Below are 15069 nucleotides of genomic sequence, written 5' to 3'. Positions count from 1 at the left end.
AGGGTCTGTATGGCACCTCATATAAATGAACAATTGACAGGAATGCCGTTTACAGCCGGAAAAGGACATAAATCAGGCTCCCATCCGGACAGGAAATCATCCTGTCGGCCGGGAGCCTTCTATTATAATATAAGATTACCTTCCGTATATTCAGGCGGAGCTTACGGATTCCATCAGCCTTTAACAGATCCGATCATAACCCCTTTTACAAAATATTTCTGGATAAACGGATATATGCACAGAACCGGAACCGTGGACACAATAATCGCACTGTATTTCAGGGTCTGTGACAGCTGCATCTTCGCCTCCGCCTGTGCGGCATCCAGTCCCTGCATGTTGTTCAGGCTCATTTTATTGGACATCAGCAAATCCCTCAGGAAGGACTGAAGCGGCATCAGTTCCTTGTCATTCAGATAAATCAGTGCCGTAAAGAAATCATTCCAGTGGCCTACGGCATAATACAGGGCGATGACCGCTATGATCGGCTTGGACAGAGGAAGGACGATTTTCATCAGGAACTGGAAGGTATTGGCTCCGTCCAGTTCTGCCGCCTCCTGCAGGCTGGAGGGAATGCTGTTCACAAAATAGGTCCTCGTTATAATGACATTATAAATGGAAACAGCTCCCGGTATCATCATTGCCCAGGGGGTATTCAGAAGATGCATTTTGCTCACCACCAGATAGGTGGGAATCAGGCCTCCGCTGAAATACATGGTGAGCATGAATATAAACATCAGGAAGTTGCGCGGGACAAATTCCTTTCTTGACAGCGGATAAGCCGCACATATGGTCATAATGAGATTGATAAAGGTACCAACCACCGTGTAAATGATCGTATTCTTATAACCGGTCCAGATCATCTTATATTGTGAAACGGCCTCATATGCCGACAGGGTAAAGCCTTTGGGAAGCAGGATGACATTCCCGTTCCATACCTCGTTGGGATTACTGAAGGAGGCTATGACCACAAACCACAGCGGCCAGAGAAAAATCACCAGAAGGGCCAGCATAATAATGATATTGACAATATCAAAAACCCTGTCCGAATAGGATTTCTTTATTTTTTCTGTTTTTCCTTTATTCACTTTTTTCCCCTCCTAAAACAGACTTTCTTCTGTAAATTTCTTACAGATCTGGTTTGCCGCAACAATCAGTATCATATTGATAACCGAATTGAAAAGGCCTATTGCCGTGGAGTAGCCATAATCGCTGTTAATCAGGCCGACTTCATATACATAGGTGGAAATAACAGAGGCGGCCTGTTTATTCAGTGTATTCTGAAGCAGGAAGACTTTTTCAAAGCCCACGCTCATCAGGGAGCCCATCTGAAGGATCAGAAGCATGACAATGGTCGGCTTGATGGAGGGAAGATCTACATGAAGGATCCGCTGCAGCTTGTTGGCTCCGTCCACAATAGCCGCTTCATGCAGCTGGTAATCCACTCCGGACAGGGCCGATATATAGATAATGGAGCTCCATCCCATCCCCTGCCATACGCCGGTCCATACATAGATCGATTTAAACAGCTCCGGTTTTCCCAGGAAATCAACGCTTTCCATTCCGAAAAAGCCTCTGATCGTATTGAAAATCCCCGTATCCGGATTCAGAAAAATAGTGATCATACCGCACATAACTACGGTCGAGATAAAATAAGGCGCATAAGAAACCATCTGCACCGTTTTTTTCAGATATTTGTTCTTCAGATAATTGAGCATCAGCGCGAAAACAATCGGAATGGGAAAGCCCACCAGAATACTGTAAACACTGATTCCTATTGTGTTTTTGAGCAGCAGTCCGAAATTATAGCTGCTGAAAAAACGGGTGAAATTTTCCATTCCAATCCACGGGCTTCCCCAGATTCCCTTTTTGACTATATAATCCTTAAATGCCAGCTGGATGCCGTAAATCGGCGCATATGCAAATATAATATAATAAACGACCACCGGCAGAATCATCACATAGAGAATCCAGTTTTTTCTCATGTCCTTCAGCAGACGGGCCGGCAAGCTCTCTGTCTGTCTTCCTGCAAATCCTGCCTTCTTCTGTTTGGCCATTTTTCCCTTGGTCCCTGCAGCCATTGGTTTTCCCCCTTTGAATTTAATTTTATTCCTGACAAGGATAAGGCCGCTACAGCATTCCGCAGCGGCCTTATGCGTTTCTCTGTAATTCTTTTTACTTTCCTATAGCTTCCTTATAGGTATTTTTATAGATTTCTTCCAGCTGGCCTCCGCCCATGTTTCCTACGGTTGCCACATATTCATCCCAGCTGTCCTCCAGATTGAGTTCTCCGGTAGCAACCTGTGCCACGTACTGGTCTATGTATGCGTCAATGTCGGGCTTAATGGTTGATATGGTCTTGGCATCGCCGTCACTGTAGCGCATCATCGGCAGCGGAACAGCACCTTTTGCAGCGACCTTGGCTCTTTCTCCGTTCAGGTATACTTCATCCGGATCAACCTTTTCAGACATCTTGTCAAACCAGAAATCAGGCTGGATGGAAGGATGGTATGCCGCTCCCTGAATGGTAGAGCTGGAACGTACAGTCGCAATATCGTCGCCGTATCCCTGGCCCACAATCCATTCCCAGTTTCCGTCCTCATCCATCTGCCAGGTTTTTCCTTCTATACCGAGCCATGTCAGGATACCGCCTTCCTCCGTATAGAACTGATCCGCCCATGCGATCAGGACCTCAGGATCCTTACAGGTGTCCGTCAAAACCATGGTTCCGGGAACAATACCGGTACCGAGGGGATAGAGCCCGTCTTCAAAGGGTGTGAGGGCGATGTAATCGTCATCGTTATCTCTTCCGACCGTAAGGAATGCGCCTGCATCAAAGAAGCTTCCCAGCACATCGCCGGACTGGCCGATGGCTCCCTGCTGCTCATGCTTCTGGGTAAATGCATTCTTGTCAAGCAGCCCTTCCTGGTAAAGCTTTGCCACATATTCCACATATTTCTTAAAGGTTTCGGAAGTGGGGATATAGGTCAGTTCCCCGTCAATCACAGCGGTTTTGGTTCCATAATCATAAGGGATGCCAAAGTAGGCAAGCAGCAGATCCGGTTTCACCACATCGGTTGCGGTCAGAGGTATCTCATCGTTCGGATCCCCGTTTCCGTTCGCGTCCTCTTCCTTGAATGCCTTCAGCACCTCATACAGCTCATCCAGGCTCTTCGGCTCCTGCAGGCCCAGATTATCCATCCATCTTTTATTGATCCAATAGGTTGTCATCGCGCCATTCTGTCTCTCGATGCCCGGCAGGGAATAAATGTGTCCGTCTGAAGATGTGAGATAATCCCAGCCGTCCATTTCATCCAGCCTTGCGCTGAGATTGGGCGCATACTGTTTGATCATATCCTCTAACGGAAGGAACAGTCCCTGTTTTCCGTATTTCTCCAAATCATTCGCCTCAAAGCCTGCCTTGAAAAACATATCGGGATATTCCCCGGAAGCAAGAACCAGGTTTCTTTTTTCTTTCAAATCCGCTCCCATAACAGATTGGAAATTAAATTTCAGGTTGGCTGCTTCCGTTACGGTCTGCATGGAAATATTATCCTGCAAATCGTATTCCTGATTCAAAATGGCAAATACACTGTATTCCTTTGTCTCTGCCAAAGGGAAGGTTATGGCATCACCGGATGCCTGGCTTTCCCCTGTGTCTGCCCCTCCGTCCGCAGTTCCCTCAGCCGCCTTGCTGCTTTCCGGTACCGCTGCCGCATCCGATGTCTCCTTTGCTCCTCCGCATGCCGTCAGCGAAAACGTCATTGCAAAAGCACAGAATAATGCCGTAAGCTTTTTCATGTTCATAAGTAATACCTCCTGTTTTTTGTCAAAACCTTTGTATGCCCACTCATCTGTCACTCGGAGGCGCCTCTCCATTGCTTTGTGAGCCTGGCTCTATTATAGGTACTACAAATCTATATCATCAAGATACATGATTCTGCCATTTGCAAATAAATTCTGTATTCCTCTTTTGCCGCCTGAACCCCGCTTATTTCCGGCATTTCCGCTGTAAACATACAAATAACAAAAAAATTATTTAAAAACTGTTCCGTCCGCCCGGGCAGGATAAGTGTTCACCGATATTGCGCCTAATTTCCATTTATTGTATGATAATCATATATTTTCTGATATACAAAGGAGACCCTATGAAATACACGGCCCGTCTTTTTTCAAGCAGCAAAAATACTACGCTCATTAAATATTTTTTATCCTATTTCATCATTCTGAGCATTCTTTTCCTTGGCTTCTTCCTCGCCGTCCGCCTGCAGCTGAATCATATTTACTTTAAGGATTTGAAGGATCAGACCGATAAACGTCTGACAAATGTCATGCTCCAGCTCGATGACGATCTGTCGGATGTCAATCAGGTGCATTCCCTTCTTTCCAATGATATCAATCTTGTTCTTTCCCGTTATAAAAATGAAAACTGGTATAACTATCAGGCCGCCCAGCGCATGAATGAATATACGGTAAGCAACAGTTTTATAGATACCATTGTCTATGTGGACAATAAAACGGACAGTATTCTATCCTCCGGCAAGCATGTTTATAAGGAGGACGGTATCTATTATGTATATACCGGCACCCATTACCTTCCTTTTCCCATGATGCAGTATACGGACTCCAATAAAAGCCAGCTCATTTTTCTGTCTGACGAAACCTCCAGCCTGCTTCTCTATCTGCCTTACAACAGCAATGTGGAATCCTACTCTATTTTCTATGTCATCAGTGCCAAGGATCTTCAGACAACCCTGGAAACAGGCAGTTTTAACGGCATCACCTCCGTTTGCCTTGTCACCTCGGATAACCGGATAGTTTCCGGCATTCATACGGATACCATCCGGCCCTATCTGGACGGCCTGGTAAAAGAACCCGGCTGCTATCCCATTGACTCCGACGACAGCATGTTTGTATACAAAGGCCTTCCCAGCGATCTGTCCCTGCTGGCGCTGTCCTCCAACAAAGCCATACTGGATCAGGTCAGCCTGGCCTTCCGCAATACTTATATGATACTGGTCCTGCTGGCCGCCTGCGGGATCATCCTGATCCTTTGTTCCATGCGGATCACCTACTGGCCCCTTCACAGGCTGCTCACCAAGCTGGTGGACAAGCCCCTTCCGGGCCGCAGCTATGTGGATCAGATAGACGCCGCCTTCACCACGGCGCTGTCCGAAAAGAAGGAGCTGCAGAAAAAACTGGATAAATACAGGCTGTCCATGCAGAAATCCATTCTGGATTCCATCGTTTCCGACAGCAGCAATTCCAAAATGAACGGAATCATGGATATTGATCAGTTTTTCAGCGACGAACCGGACAACATGATTTTTGTAATTAAAATCAGCCTTCCCAGAAAAAATTTCAATGCCAATGAGGTTGTGGAATATCTGGAGAACGCCCTGCCCGATAAAAATTCCTGCGCCCTGCTGGAAGCCGGCAAAGCACATGGGATATTCATGATAAATTATCCGGGTATCGAAGACAACAAGGACGAGGTCATCCGCCTTCTCCTGTCGGACTACTGCCGGGAAACAGGATGTACGGCGGCCGTGAGCAACGGAGCCTCCTCCCCTCTGGAAATCCCCTACCTTTATGAAAATGCCCTGCTGGCCGATAAGTACCGGCAGGATGCCGCAGTGGTCTCCTATACGGAAATCGCTCCCCTGATACCCTCCCCTTCCAATCTGGCTTATCCTTATAAAAATCTGGATGCCCTTGCCCTATGCCTGAAAACGCCAGATTTCAAACAGGCCCATGAACTGAAAAAAGAGCTCTTTTCCCAGATCGACAGCGCCTCTGAAAACGGAACTCTTTTTCCCGACTTCTTTATCCGGTGTGTCTTGATCGATATCCTGACTATCATCATCAATGCCATGAACCGGATGAATATTAAATTTAAAAATTACAGCGATCTCTATTTTGAAACGCTGTATTTATGCCGCAGCTGTCCTTATCAGGAAAAGGGAGGAGAAATTTCCCGGAATGTGGATGAACTCCTTGCCACCTTTGAGGCGGAGTATGCCAATTCTGCCGTGCATGCTTCCCAGATAATGGAGATTCTGCAGGAATGCTATACCTCGCCCGATTTTTCCATTTCCGTACTCGCGGATAAATTCGAGGTGAGTATCGCCTACATGAGTTATCTTTTCAAAAAGAAATTCGATAAGAATTTTTCTGATTATCTCTGGGAACTGCGTCTGGCCAAAGCAAAGGACATGCTTCTTAATACAAGCATGCCCATTGATCAGATCAGTATAAGTGTAGGATATATTAATGTGTCCAGCTTCCGCCGCAAATTCAAGCAGGAAATCGGAATTACTCCTTCCCAGTTCCGTAACGGGAAGGGCTGATTCTGCCGGTACCGGCTTCGTGCATATTGTAAAGCAGCGGCCGGAAGCCTGGGACATGTACAACGTTGGTGTCATTCCTTCCTGCGAAGCTCCAAAGAAAGCTTATTACCTGTCAGGATCGGGCCGGAAATGTCCGTCTGTACTCCATTGACCGTCATACAGCGGGCGAAGCCGTATTCCTCCGGGATGACGGCCTCAATCTGATAGCCCTCCGGCGCGCTCATTTCCATACGGATTCCCTCATCGCCCAGGCTCCATAACGCGCTGATGCGTCCGTCCGCGGTATCCATGGTTCCTTTTGCCCATTGCAGGCTGCCCGGATGAGGTGCGAAGCACACTCTTTTGTTTTCCCTGTTCGGAATCTCTATTCCCAGAAATACCCGCATAAGAATCGCGCCGTAATAGGCGCCGAAGCCGTGGTTTCTGCTGTCCGTTCCGCTGAGCGTCTCCCAGAAGGTTCCCGGATCCTGTGACAGCATATAGCCGCACAGGTGCTTCATTTCTTTTTCCAGCAAAGCCGTTTCCCCATGGCGGGCCAACAGTTCGAACCTCATCATATATCCGAAGAACACACCGCAGTTTCCTACTCTCAGATGTGCGGTTCCTCTGTACTTTTCAGGGCAGGGGCCATATTCCTCCTTCAGTATTTTCCACAGGGCAGGCGCGTCCTTTACGGACAGAAGCCCCGTCCAGAAATAATAATACTGCGCGGCTTCGCTGTATGCGCCGTTTCCCGTTAATCCATCCTCCGTGACCGTCATGGAATCCGGCAAAAGGGGATACATGGTGAACAAATCGTTCCTGCTGCCCTTCACCTTATCATAAAACTTACGGAACACAGTGCGGACGCATTCCGCTTCCTCTATATAATCCGCCCTGTGATACATTTCTCCCAGGCGCTGCAGGGTAAATGCATAGAGACCGTTCGCCGCCGTACAGATGGGGGCCGTATGGGACGCATCGTTGGACTGGGACCAGTCGATGAACATGGAGCCGGGGATGTTTTCCAGTACCCCGAGGCTGTTTTTATAAGCCTGGGAAGCCTCCAGGAACAGGCTTACACGTTCTCTGTAGGCCTCCTTCATTTCCTCATCGCAGGTCCTCCTGTAGTAATCCGTCAGCTCCAGCAGCAGAAACAGGTTCCAGGAATACATCATGCACGGATCCTTCCTGGCTCCGCCGCTGCAGCAGGCCGGGAACGAACCTTCCTGCATCACGGAGTAATCCGCCGCGAGAAAATCCGTTAGCATACTGCGTTCCAGGGTCGTATCGGAAAGCAGCATGGCTGCCGCCCTGCCCGTCCAGTAGCTGTCACCGGCCCAGCCTCCCCGCTCCCGCTCCGGGGAATCCAGGAAAAACGCCAGGGAATTCGTCAGCAGAGTCCTTCTTGCCCCTTCATAAATGCGGTTCATTTCTTTGTCGGAACAGACAAAACCGGATGCCGGGGAATCCGGGAAATGATAGGTGCGCACATAAAGCCGATCCAGGGAAACACGTTTTCCTCCCCGGAATATAACCTTGATGTATTTCAGGAAATGCGGCTCCATCGCTTCAAAGGCAAAGCTTCCGCCCTCCGAATACAGACGTATCACGCGGTTAACGTTATCCGCTTTTACCGGAAGCAGTCCGCGGCCGTCCAGATAATCATTCCAGAGAATATCCACCGTGACCGGCCCTTCCGATGAAAAGGCAATGCCGATAAATCCCGTTTCCGCCTCTTCCATAACAAATTCCAGAGCCGCGGGAGCTTCGTGTCCGGAAAGCTTATAGATGCATCTGCCGTCCGTGCCTTTTTCTTCCTCCAGCCTTCCCTCATAAACCGTATCTTCCAGAAGGGAATCTTCGTACGCGGGCCGCTTCATCCCCTCTCCTCCGCAGCGGGCAATATAGGCATCCGATTCCCACCAGCTCTGTGCTTTCCATTCTTCCGGGCGTTCCCGGAGACTGTAAATTCCAAGCATCCGAAAGCCTTCCCGAATGCTGAAATCCGGCATGGCCGTGCCTCTTTCCCTGATTATCCTCTCTTCTCCTGTCTCCCGGCAGGCGGCTGCCCCGGGAATTGCTCCTGTCCTCCACGCGGTATATGCCTCATCCAGATGATAGGCCTCAAGAGGGACTCTCCGCCCAAAGGACAGGGTCTCCGCTTCACAGTCCTTCTGTGTCAGGAGGCCGCAGGTAAAGCCGGCGTCCCCTGTTGCGCAGATCACCTTGTTCTCCTCTGTGAGTTCGGCGATCAGACAGGAGGTCTCATGTGTCGCATAATTATTTTCCGAGGGTACATAACCAATCACCTCCACAGCCAGCCGGTTAAGCCCCTCTTTGAGCCCTTCCAGCCGGTATCGGTCCGCTTTCAGCATGCCAAAGGGCGCAGGTGCCGGGCCCGCCCCCAGGAATACGCCGTTTATATATGCTCTGTAAAAAGTATGTGCGGCAATTGCCAGCTTATAGGTCTTGCCAGGCTGCACCGTAAAATCACACCGGAATGCCGCCAAAGTATCCGGCTTAGCTTCCATTCCCGGCACAAAGACCGGCCTTGCCTTCTGAAATATTTTCTTTTCCATTCCCTCTCCCTCTGTGCGCCCGGGGCGCACGTATCACAAGCCGTTTCCTATCCTGGTTCAGGAAATGACGGTCACTCCTGCCGGCGCTTTTATTTTGGACTCTATGCTGCCGTCCTTCTTTTTCTTATGGGAAATATGGACAACGCCAAAAGGAGTGGGGAAGGTTCCCTTCGCCCATGATAAATTTCCCAGGTGGGGCTTTATTTCAAGCTTGGTACAGCCCGGCTCCATTATCCTGACGCCCAGGACATTTTCGGTCAGCCAGGGGGTGACGCCGGACGCCCAGCCATGGCACAGGCTGTGACGGTATCCCTTGTAGCAGTAATCCCCATAAGTTCCGTGCACATCGGTTTCCCCTTCCTTCGGGAACCGGTCGATAGGCGCCGCCCCTTCCATCCATTTCACATCGAAATCCTCCCAGAAGGTGGTAGCTCCCAGTTCCAGCATTCCGCCCCAGTAGTCGCGGATACATGCAAGGCACCCTTCATAATCCCCCGCCATCGCACGGGCAGTCAGGATATAATAACCCATAAAGGTGGACATCCCTTCCGCGCCTCCTTCTGCAAGAACACTTCCGTTCATTTCTTCCGCATCCCGAAGCCCTGCGAGTACAAGCAGCGCCGCAGCCTGCTTGGATCCATCCGCATCAGCCGGGAAACAGGCCAGCCTTTCCATATCCCGCGCACATTCCTCCGCAGACCCCTGCTTTCCCAGCGCCATAAACAGCTTCCGCAGGCTGTCCGCCGCAAGCAGGTGAATGGCCTGTACACCGGCGTCCACCACATCAGGCCTGTCACTGGACGGCCAGTCCAGGAAACGGCCTTCCGTCACCGTATCCTTTCCCTTTTCATCGATGCATTCCGAAAGCTGCCTGCTGATGCCTTCCAGGTATTCCTCCTGGCTCCGTAGCCATTCCAGATCACCCGTATACATGAACCAGTCATGTACAATAATGGCATACCACATGGTATAGCTTGCCATTCCGTTCATCCAGCCGGGAAGAGGCGTCTCTTTTCTGATAAATTCCAGACTCCTGGCAACAGACGCGTCTGCTCCGAAAACGGTTCGGATTGTCAGTGTTTCCGGATGCATATCTCCCACCCACACCAGCCTGTCTCTTTTAATTCCATCCCAGATATATTCCTGCATATTCAGATGCACCGTGTAGGCTCCCACGTCCCAGATACGGTTCAGAAGCGGATCGCTGCAGGAAAAACTGCCCAGATAGGGAGCATCCTTATATACCAGCACCGCAGCTATTGACTTGAGGGAAAGGCTGGCATTCTCCTCCTCCAAATCAATTCGCACGAAACGGAAGCCCGTTTCCCCAATCCGGTTCATGCTCATCATCCCGATTTCCGTACGGATGTCCCTTCTCGCATGATCGTTGGTGGCATTGCCTTCCCCTCCGGGTTCGCTCATGGCCTCCATTACGGATTCCCCGAACCGGATCCGGACCCTCGCCCCCCTGTCCGTACTGTCCTTCCAGGCAAGAATGCGGATACCGCCGTGGATCTCATAGCCGAAATCCAGCAGAAGGGAGGCCTGCCCGTCCGTGCTGTCCATTACACAGTCGTCCCATGCCGCCAGAGATATCTGGGATTCCCTTTCCTTCAGGAGCACCTCTTCATTGCTTATCCTCCCCTGCTTCCACACAATCCTGCGTGGAAGCAGATATGCGCTTTTCCTTTCATCGGGATGAATCGTATCCGTTGTTTCCTTATCCATAACCCTGAAAATGGTTCTGTCATTCATCTGCGGCTTCCTTTCTTTCCTTTCGGATAACCGGCTCCTTCAGAAGTCCCTGCTTAATCAGCACATAGGAATCCCTGAAGGCCCTGCCTTCTGTTACAAAATTTCCGGGGCCGTAAGCGGCATCCACTGCCGGCCATTGATGGAGCGGCCCGAAGGTATTTCTTCTGCCGAAGACCAGCTCGATGGCCTGCGTGTCTTCGCTCACGGCTTCATAGGGCGCCTGCATAATCAAAGCATCTTCCCTGCCGATCACTCTGACACAGGCTGCATTCGTTCCTGCGACCCGGATTTTATAAAGCCCTTTCTCCAAATCCGGCAGGAAATAACGGATTCGGCCGGAATAAAAAGGAAGTCCCTGAGCCGTGATATCCCCTGCTTTCAGTCTTTTGGGAAGTTCGGTCAGCACGGCCTTTTTCTTTCCGCCGTCCAGCCTCACGCCAAAATTCCCCAGAAGGTAAACCGCCTCTATTCCGCAGGTTTTATAATAAGCATACGTAATTCTCAGGCTATTGACGCCCTCACGGATACAGCCGGACGGCAGGCTGATTCTGTCAAAACAGGTGTCCAGCCACTTACCCTCCGCCTTCAAAGGAATCTCCGTCTCTCCCAATGAAATGCCCGTCACATGCTCCAAATCCTCCAGGACGAGAGAGCATTCCCGGGGAACCGCTTCCGCTTCGAAGCGGTATTCCATGGCAATCACAGACAACGGCTCCGCAGGTATCCCGTTTTTCTTCTCCTCATACCAGGGCTGCAGCATCTCTCCGCCGCGCCAGGGGATTCCCAGGATATCACGCAGCTCCCTGTCTGCCTTCAGCACCTCACGGCAGGGCAGCCCTCTTCCATCCTCCAGCGTCACCCGCACCATATCCAGCACACATATGTTTTCTTCCGACAGCTGATACTCATATTCCTCCGGAAGGCAGGATATTTTCTCCCAGCTGTGTTTTTCCGGTTTGGGGCACGGCCGGCATTGAGCGGTGATTACAAGGAGCTTCTCTTCCCCTGCGGCGAAGGTAAGGGGGATTTCCATTCTGCCGTCCTTCTTCCTGAAGACACAGGCAGATATTTTTCCGCTCATTGCATCCCAAAGCTCCGGATAACCGTCTTCTTCCAGAGACAGCGTTACTTTACCCGCGGCATGATCCCGATCCATATTCAGCAGAAAGATTAATGTTTCCTGTCCGGTTTTCCTCATCTGTACGGCAACCCCGGAAGCATTTTTTCCTGTCAGTTTTATCTGCTGTGCAGAACAGCTGCTCACGATTTTTTCTTTTTCAAAAGGGATCTGCAGTGCACGCCGGGCCAGTTCCCGCACCTTTTCGGTGGGCTGCACATCCACATAACCGGGGGCCTCTCCGGCGAAAACAAGCCTGCCGCCCTGTTTCCGGTATTCCTCAAGCAGTTCCCAGGTGGTGGTGCGCATCGTCTCCATTCCTGCCACAAGCACCGTGTGATAGGCACATTTTCCCACACAGAGCAAGCCGTCCCGCACGCTCCCATGCCGGGCGAGAATATCTTCTTCGCCATAATCAAAATCAATATGATTGTCCGTCAGGATCCGGAAGGTATCCCGATATCTTTCTTCCAGCCGGTTGATGCCCTCCCGGACAGATTCCAGGCCGCGGAAAGCCCCGCTGCGGGAACGCGCCCATACACTCTCTATGGGATTGATCACCAGGACGCCGCAGACCGGATCCGCATCGGCCATAAGCACATTGATCCTGGAAAAATAATCTTCCAGGTTCCGGTATTCCGGATACCATGCGCTCTGGAAAAAGATGCTGGCGGGATAATCCCGTTTAGCCTCCCCTTTCATCGTATACCAGGAAAGATGGGGGCAGCGAAGGTTGATGCCGAACAGCGCCTGCCAGTCGCCGACCTGCTTATAATCCTCCAGATCCATCTGCCAGCCGGTGCACCCGTACAGCTCGGAAAGCACCCATTTTTTATCCAGCTGCCTCGCCACAGAAGCTATCTGCTTTACAATCCACCAGTTATCGTTTTTCTCGGTCAGAACATCCACTCCCGGATAATCCATATATTCATAGAAGCGCATCAGGGAGCCCTGCATCACGGTCTGGGCCGTCAGGCTGTCTTCATGGAGGACATGGCCGGTAAACAGCAGCTTATTCTCATGGCACCAGTTCTGGATTGGCTGCGCAAAATTTTCAAGAAACAGTTCCTGGCATAATTCGATGTAATCTCTGGACGCTGCCGACAGTTCCTCCCCTGCATACCGGAAAAAGAGCTCCGGGAGTCTTTCCTTTAAGTCATATCCGAAACGCTTCTTAAATTCAGCAAACAGGGTGGGGGTATAAGGCACCGCCGTTTCTTTTCCGCCGGAAAACACGGAGAAAAGGGGGCCTCTGTGGGGCTCATCCGTAAAAATGCCGGGAATGCTTTCTCCCAGCCGTGTCCCGCATTCCCGGGCGTAGCGTTCATGGGTCAGCCGAATATATTGCTCCACGGCGGGTCTGCTCATCGTATCCACATAGGTGAATTCGTTATAATTATCGCTGCACTCCGCCCGGATGATTCCAAAAACAACCGCAGTCTCTCCTTTTTCCGGAAGCTCTTTTAGCTTCAAAGGGCGTACCTTCCGCATATCCCCCTCTTCAAATACTATGGCAAAGGAAGCGACATCCTTCTCCGTCCCCGGATATTCCGCCCACTCCTGTGCGGTATACTCTCTCATTTCCAGGAAAGAAGCCCGGTATTCTTCCGTTTTTGTCACCATACCTCCCGCCGATCCCGAGGGCCACCGATCCTCATCATACAGCCAGGCCTCCATTCCTTTCTCCGCCGCATAATCTGCACAGCGGTTTATCAGGCGGAACCATTCCTCCCCCAGATATTCCGTCTCCAGCCCGGTTCTGGAATGCATGAAAAACCCGCTGAAACCCATCTGCCCGAAAATATCGATCTGACGCAGCAGCTCCTCCTCCGTCAGTTTTCCGTTCCATGCCCAGAACGGCCTTCCCCTGTATTCGCCCGCAGGGTTTTCAAAAAGCTGCTCTCTGTCCTCAATTCTCATCATAATCCTCCCTCTTTCCAGTCCAGTTCTCCGGAACCGGCAACCCCGGCATACCATCTGCCGCTGTCCTTTACCGTTCTCTTCTGAGTGTCAAAATCCACATGCACCAGCCCGAACCGGCTTTCAAAGCCGGCGCACCACTCCCAGTTATCCAGCAGCGACCAGACATAATATCCCCTGATATCCGCACCCTCCTCGATGGCTTTCGCAATCCAGTACAGGTTACCCCGGATATATTCGATCCGCTGCTCATCCCGGATGCGTCCGTCTTCCTGCACCCTTTCATTGCAGTTGCAGGTGCCGTTTTCCGTTATGTATATAGGAATTGTAAGCTGATAATCCTTTTTCAGCATTTTCACGGCTTCATAAACGGCTTTCGGGTAAAACTCCATTCCATTTTCCATGAAATTCCCGCCATTTTTCTTCCGATCCGGCACCGACTCCGGTTCCGCACAGTCCAGCACTCGGTTGTAGCAGTTCAGCCCGAAAAAGTCCAGAGGCTGGTGTATCCGTTCCATATCTCCGTCTTTTATGACAGGCATGCAGTCCTTTTCTTCCATATACCGCAGCAGTTCCTGGCGGTAGCAGCCCTTGAATATGGGGTTTAAGTAGGAGCGGAATGTCTTTTCATTTTCAAGACGGGCTATTTCACAGTCTTTTTCATTTTCCGGGCGCAGGGGATAATGCTGCCATACATCCACGACTATGCCGGCCTTGCTGTCCTTCAGATTTTCCTGCCGGAAACGTCTGATCCCCTCCCCATGGGCAAGAAGAATATGGTGGTTTGCCTGCCTTCCGTATTTTTCCAGCTTAAAGCCCGGCGCAAAACCGCCCAGTGCATACCCCACATAGGTTGCAATCGGTTCATTGACGGTTGCCCAGAGCGGAACCGTATCCCCGAATTCCCGGTACAATATTGATGCATATTCTCCATACCAGTCCACCACATCCCTGTTAAGCCACCCGCCCAGCCGTTCCAGCTCATAGGGCAGATCCCAGTGGTAAATGGTGGCGTTGGGAATCAAATCCCTTTTCCGCATCCCGTCTATGAGTCTTTTATAGAAATCAATTCCCTTCTGGCTGACCTTACCTTTCCCCTCCGGCAGGATTCTTGACCAGGAAAAGGAAAAACGGAAGCTGTCCAGATTCATCCGCTTCGCCAAATCCAGATCCTCCTCATACCTGTGATACATGTCACAGGCGTTTTCCGGGGTGGAACCATCCGCTATACTGCCTGGTATCCGGGAAAAGGCATCCCAGATCGACAGCCCCCTGCCATCCTCCCCGGCCGCACCCTCCAACTGGGCGGCACTGGTGGCCGTGCCAAATATAAAATCTTTAGGAAACCTTATCTTTTCCATAGGAATCC

At 50.7% G+C, this 15069-nt stretch carries 8 protein-coding genes; 1 reads left to right on the top strand and 7 read right to left on the bottom strand.

Features of this window, described 5'->3' with window-relative positions; translation table 11 throughout:
- Nucleotides 1-173 precede the first annotated feature (173 nt).
- From BLA28_RS12520 to BLA28_RS12510, 3 genes are all read right to left on the bottom strand, one after another.
- On the bottom strand, nucleotides 174-1085 hold the full coding sequence (locus tag BLA28_RS12520) for a carbohydrate ABC transporter permease (RefSeq protein ID WP_069159000.1): 912 nt from the start codon (nucleotides 1083-1085) through the stop codon (nucleotides 174-176).
- 12 nt (nucleotides 1086-1097) lie between these two features.
- A complete protein-coding gene (locus BLA28_RS12515; RefSeq protein WP_081330194.1) occupies nucleotides 1098-2078 on the bottom strand; it encodes an ABC transporter permease in 981 nt (326 codons plus the stop codon).
- 94 nt (nucleotides 2079-2172) lie between these two features.
- Nucleotides 2173-3804: a type 2 periplasmic-binding domain-containing protein gene (locus BLA28_RS12510; protein ID WP_044966616.1), complete on the bottom strand. Its 1632-nt coding sequence runs from the start codon at nucleotides 3802-3804 to the stop codon at nucleotides 2173-2175.
- A gap of 341 nt (nucleotides 3805-4145) precedes the next feature.
- On the opposite strand from BLA28_RS12510, the gene BLA28_RS12505 reads away from it, so the two are divergent.
- A complete protein-coding gene (locus tag BLA28_RS12505) occupies nucleotides 4146-6347 on the top strand; it encodes a helix-turn-helix domain-containing protein (RefSeq protein WP_069158998.1) in 2202 nt (733 codons plus the stop codon).
- Nucleotides 6348-6418: 71 nt separating this feature from the next.
- On the opposite strand, the gene BLA28_RS12500 is transcribed toward BLA28_RS12505, so the two are convergent.
- The 4 genes from BLA28_RS12500 to BLA28_RS12485 are packed head-to-tail and all read right to left on the bottom strand — an operon-like array spanning nucleotide 6419 to nucleotide 15061.
- Nucleotides 6419-8908 carry an alpha-L-rhamnosidase-related protein gene (locus BLA28_RS12500; RefSeq protein ID WP_069158997.1) on the bottom strand — a complete coding sequence of 830 codons (2490 nt, stop codon included), beginning with the start codon at nucleotides 8906-8908 and terminating at the stop codon, nucleotides 6419-6421.
- Nucleotides 8909-8965: 57 nt separating this feature from the next.
- Nucleotides 8966-10663, bottom strand: coding sequence for an alpha-L-rhamnosidase-related protein (locus BLA28_RS12495; protein ID WP_081330191.1), 1698 nt, complete (start codon nucleotides 10661-10663; stop codon nucleotides 8966-8968).
- Nucleotides 10656-13703 (bottom strand): glycosyl hydrolase family 2 protein, encoded by a 3048-nt coding sequence (locus BLA28_RS12490; RefSeq protein ID WP_069158996.1) that lies wholly within the window; start codon nucleotides 13701-13703, stop codon nucleotides 10656-10658. The genes BLA28_RS12495 and BLA28_RS12490 overlap by 8 nt, the downstream gene beginning before the upstream one ends.
- The gene (locus BLA28_RS12485) at nucleotides 13700-15061 is read right to left on the bottom strand and encodes a GH1 family beta-glucosidase (RefSeq protein WP_069158995.1); all 1362 of its coding nucleotides are present in this window, start codon (nucleotides 15059-15061) and stop codon (nucleotides 13700-13702) included. The genes BLA28_RS12490 and BLA28_RS12485 overlap by 4 nt, the downstream gene beginning before the upstream one ends.
- Nucleotides 15062-15069 lie beyond the last annotated feature (8 nt).

The organism is Eisenbergiella tayi, assembly GCF_001881565.1.
GTDB lineage: Bacteria > Bacillota > Clostridia > Lachnospirales > Lachnospiraceae > Eisenbergiella > Eisenbergiella tayi.
The sequence above is the reverse complement of the archived record's forward strand: the minus strand, read 5'-3'. Positions and strand labels throughout refer to the sequence as shown.

What these genes read in the sequence shown, in the direction of transcription:
- BLA28_RS12515 (WP_081330194.1), bottom strand. Translation starts at nt 2,078, where the DNA reads ATGGCTGCAGGGACCAAGGGAAAAATGGCCAAACAGAAGAAGGCAGGA.
- BLA28_RS12510 (WP_044966616.1), bottom strand. Translation starts at nt 3,804, where the DNA reads ATGAACATGAAAAAGCTTACGGCATTATTCTGTGCTTTTGCAATGACG.
- BLA28_RS12505 (WP_069158998.1), top strand. Translation starts at nt 4,146, where the DNA reads ATGAAATACACGGCCCGTCTTTTTTCAAGCAGCAAAAATACTACGCTC.
- BLA28_RS12500 (WP_069158997.1), bottom strand. Translation starts at nt 8,908, where the DNA reads ATGGAAAAGAAAATATTTCAGAAGGCAAGGCCGGTCTTTGTGCCGGGA.
- BLA28_RS12495 (WP_081330191.1), bottom strand. Translation starts at nt 10,663, where the DNA reads ATGAATGACAGAACCATTTTCAGGGTTATGGATAAGGAAACAACGGAT.
- BLA28_RS12490 (WP_069158996.1), bottom strand. Translation starts at nt 13,703, where the DNA reads ATGATGAGAATTGAGGACAGAGAGCAGCTTTTTGAAAACCCTGCGGGC.
- BLA28_RS12485 (WP_069158995.1), bottom strand. Translation starts at nt 15,061, where the DNA reads ATGGAAAAGATAAGGTTTCCTAAAGATTTTATATTTGGCACGGCCACC.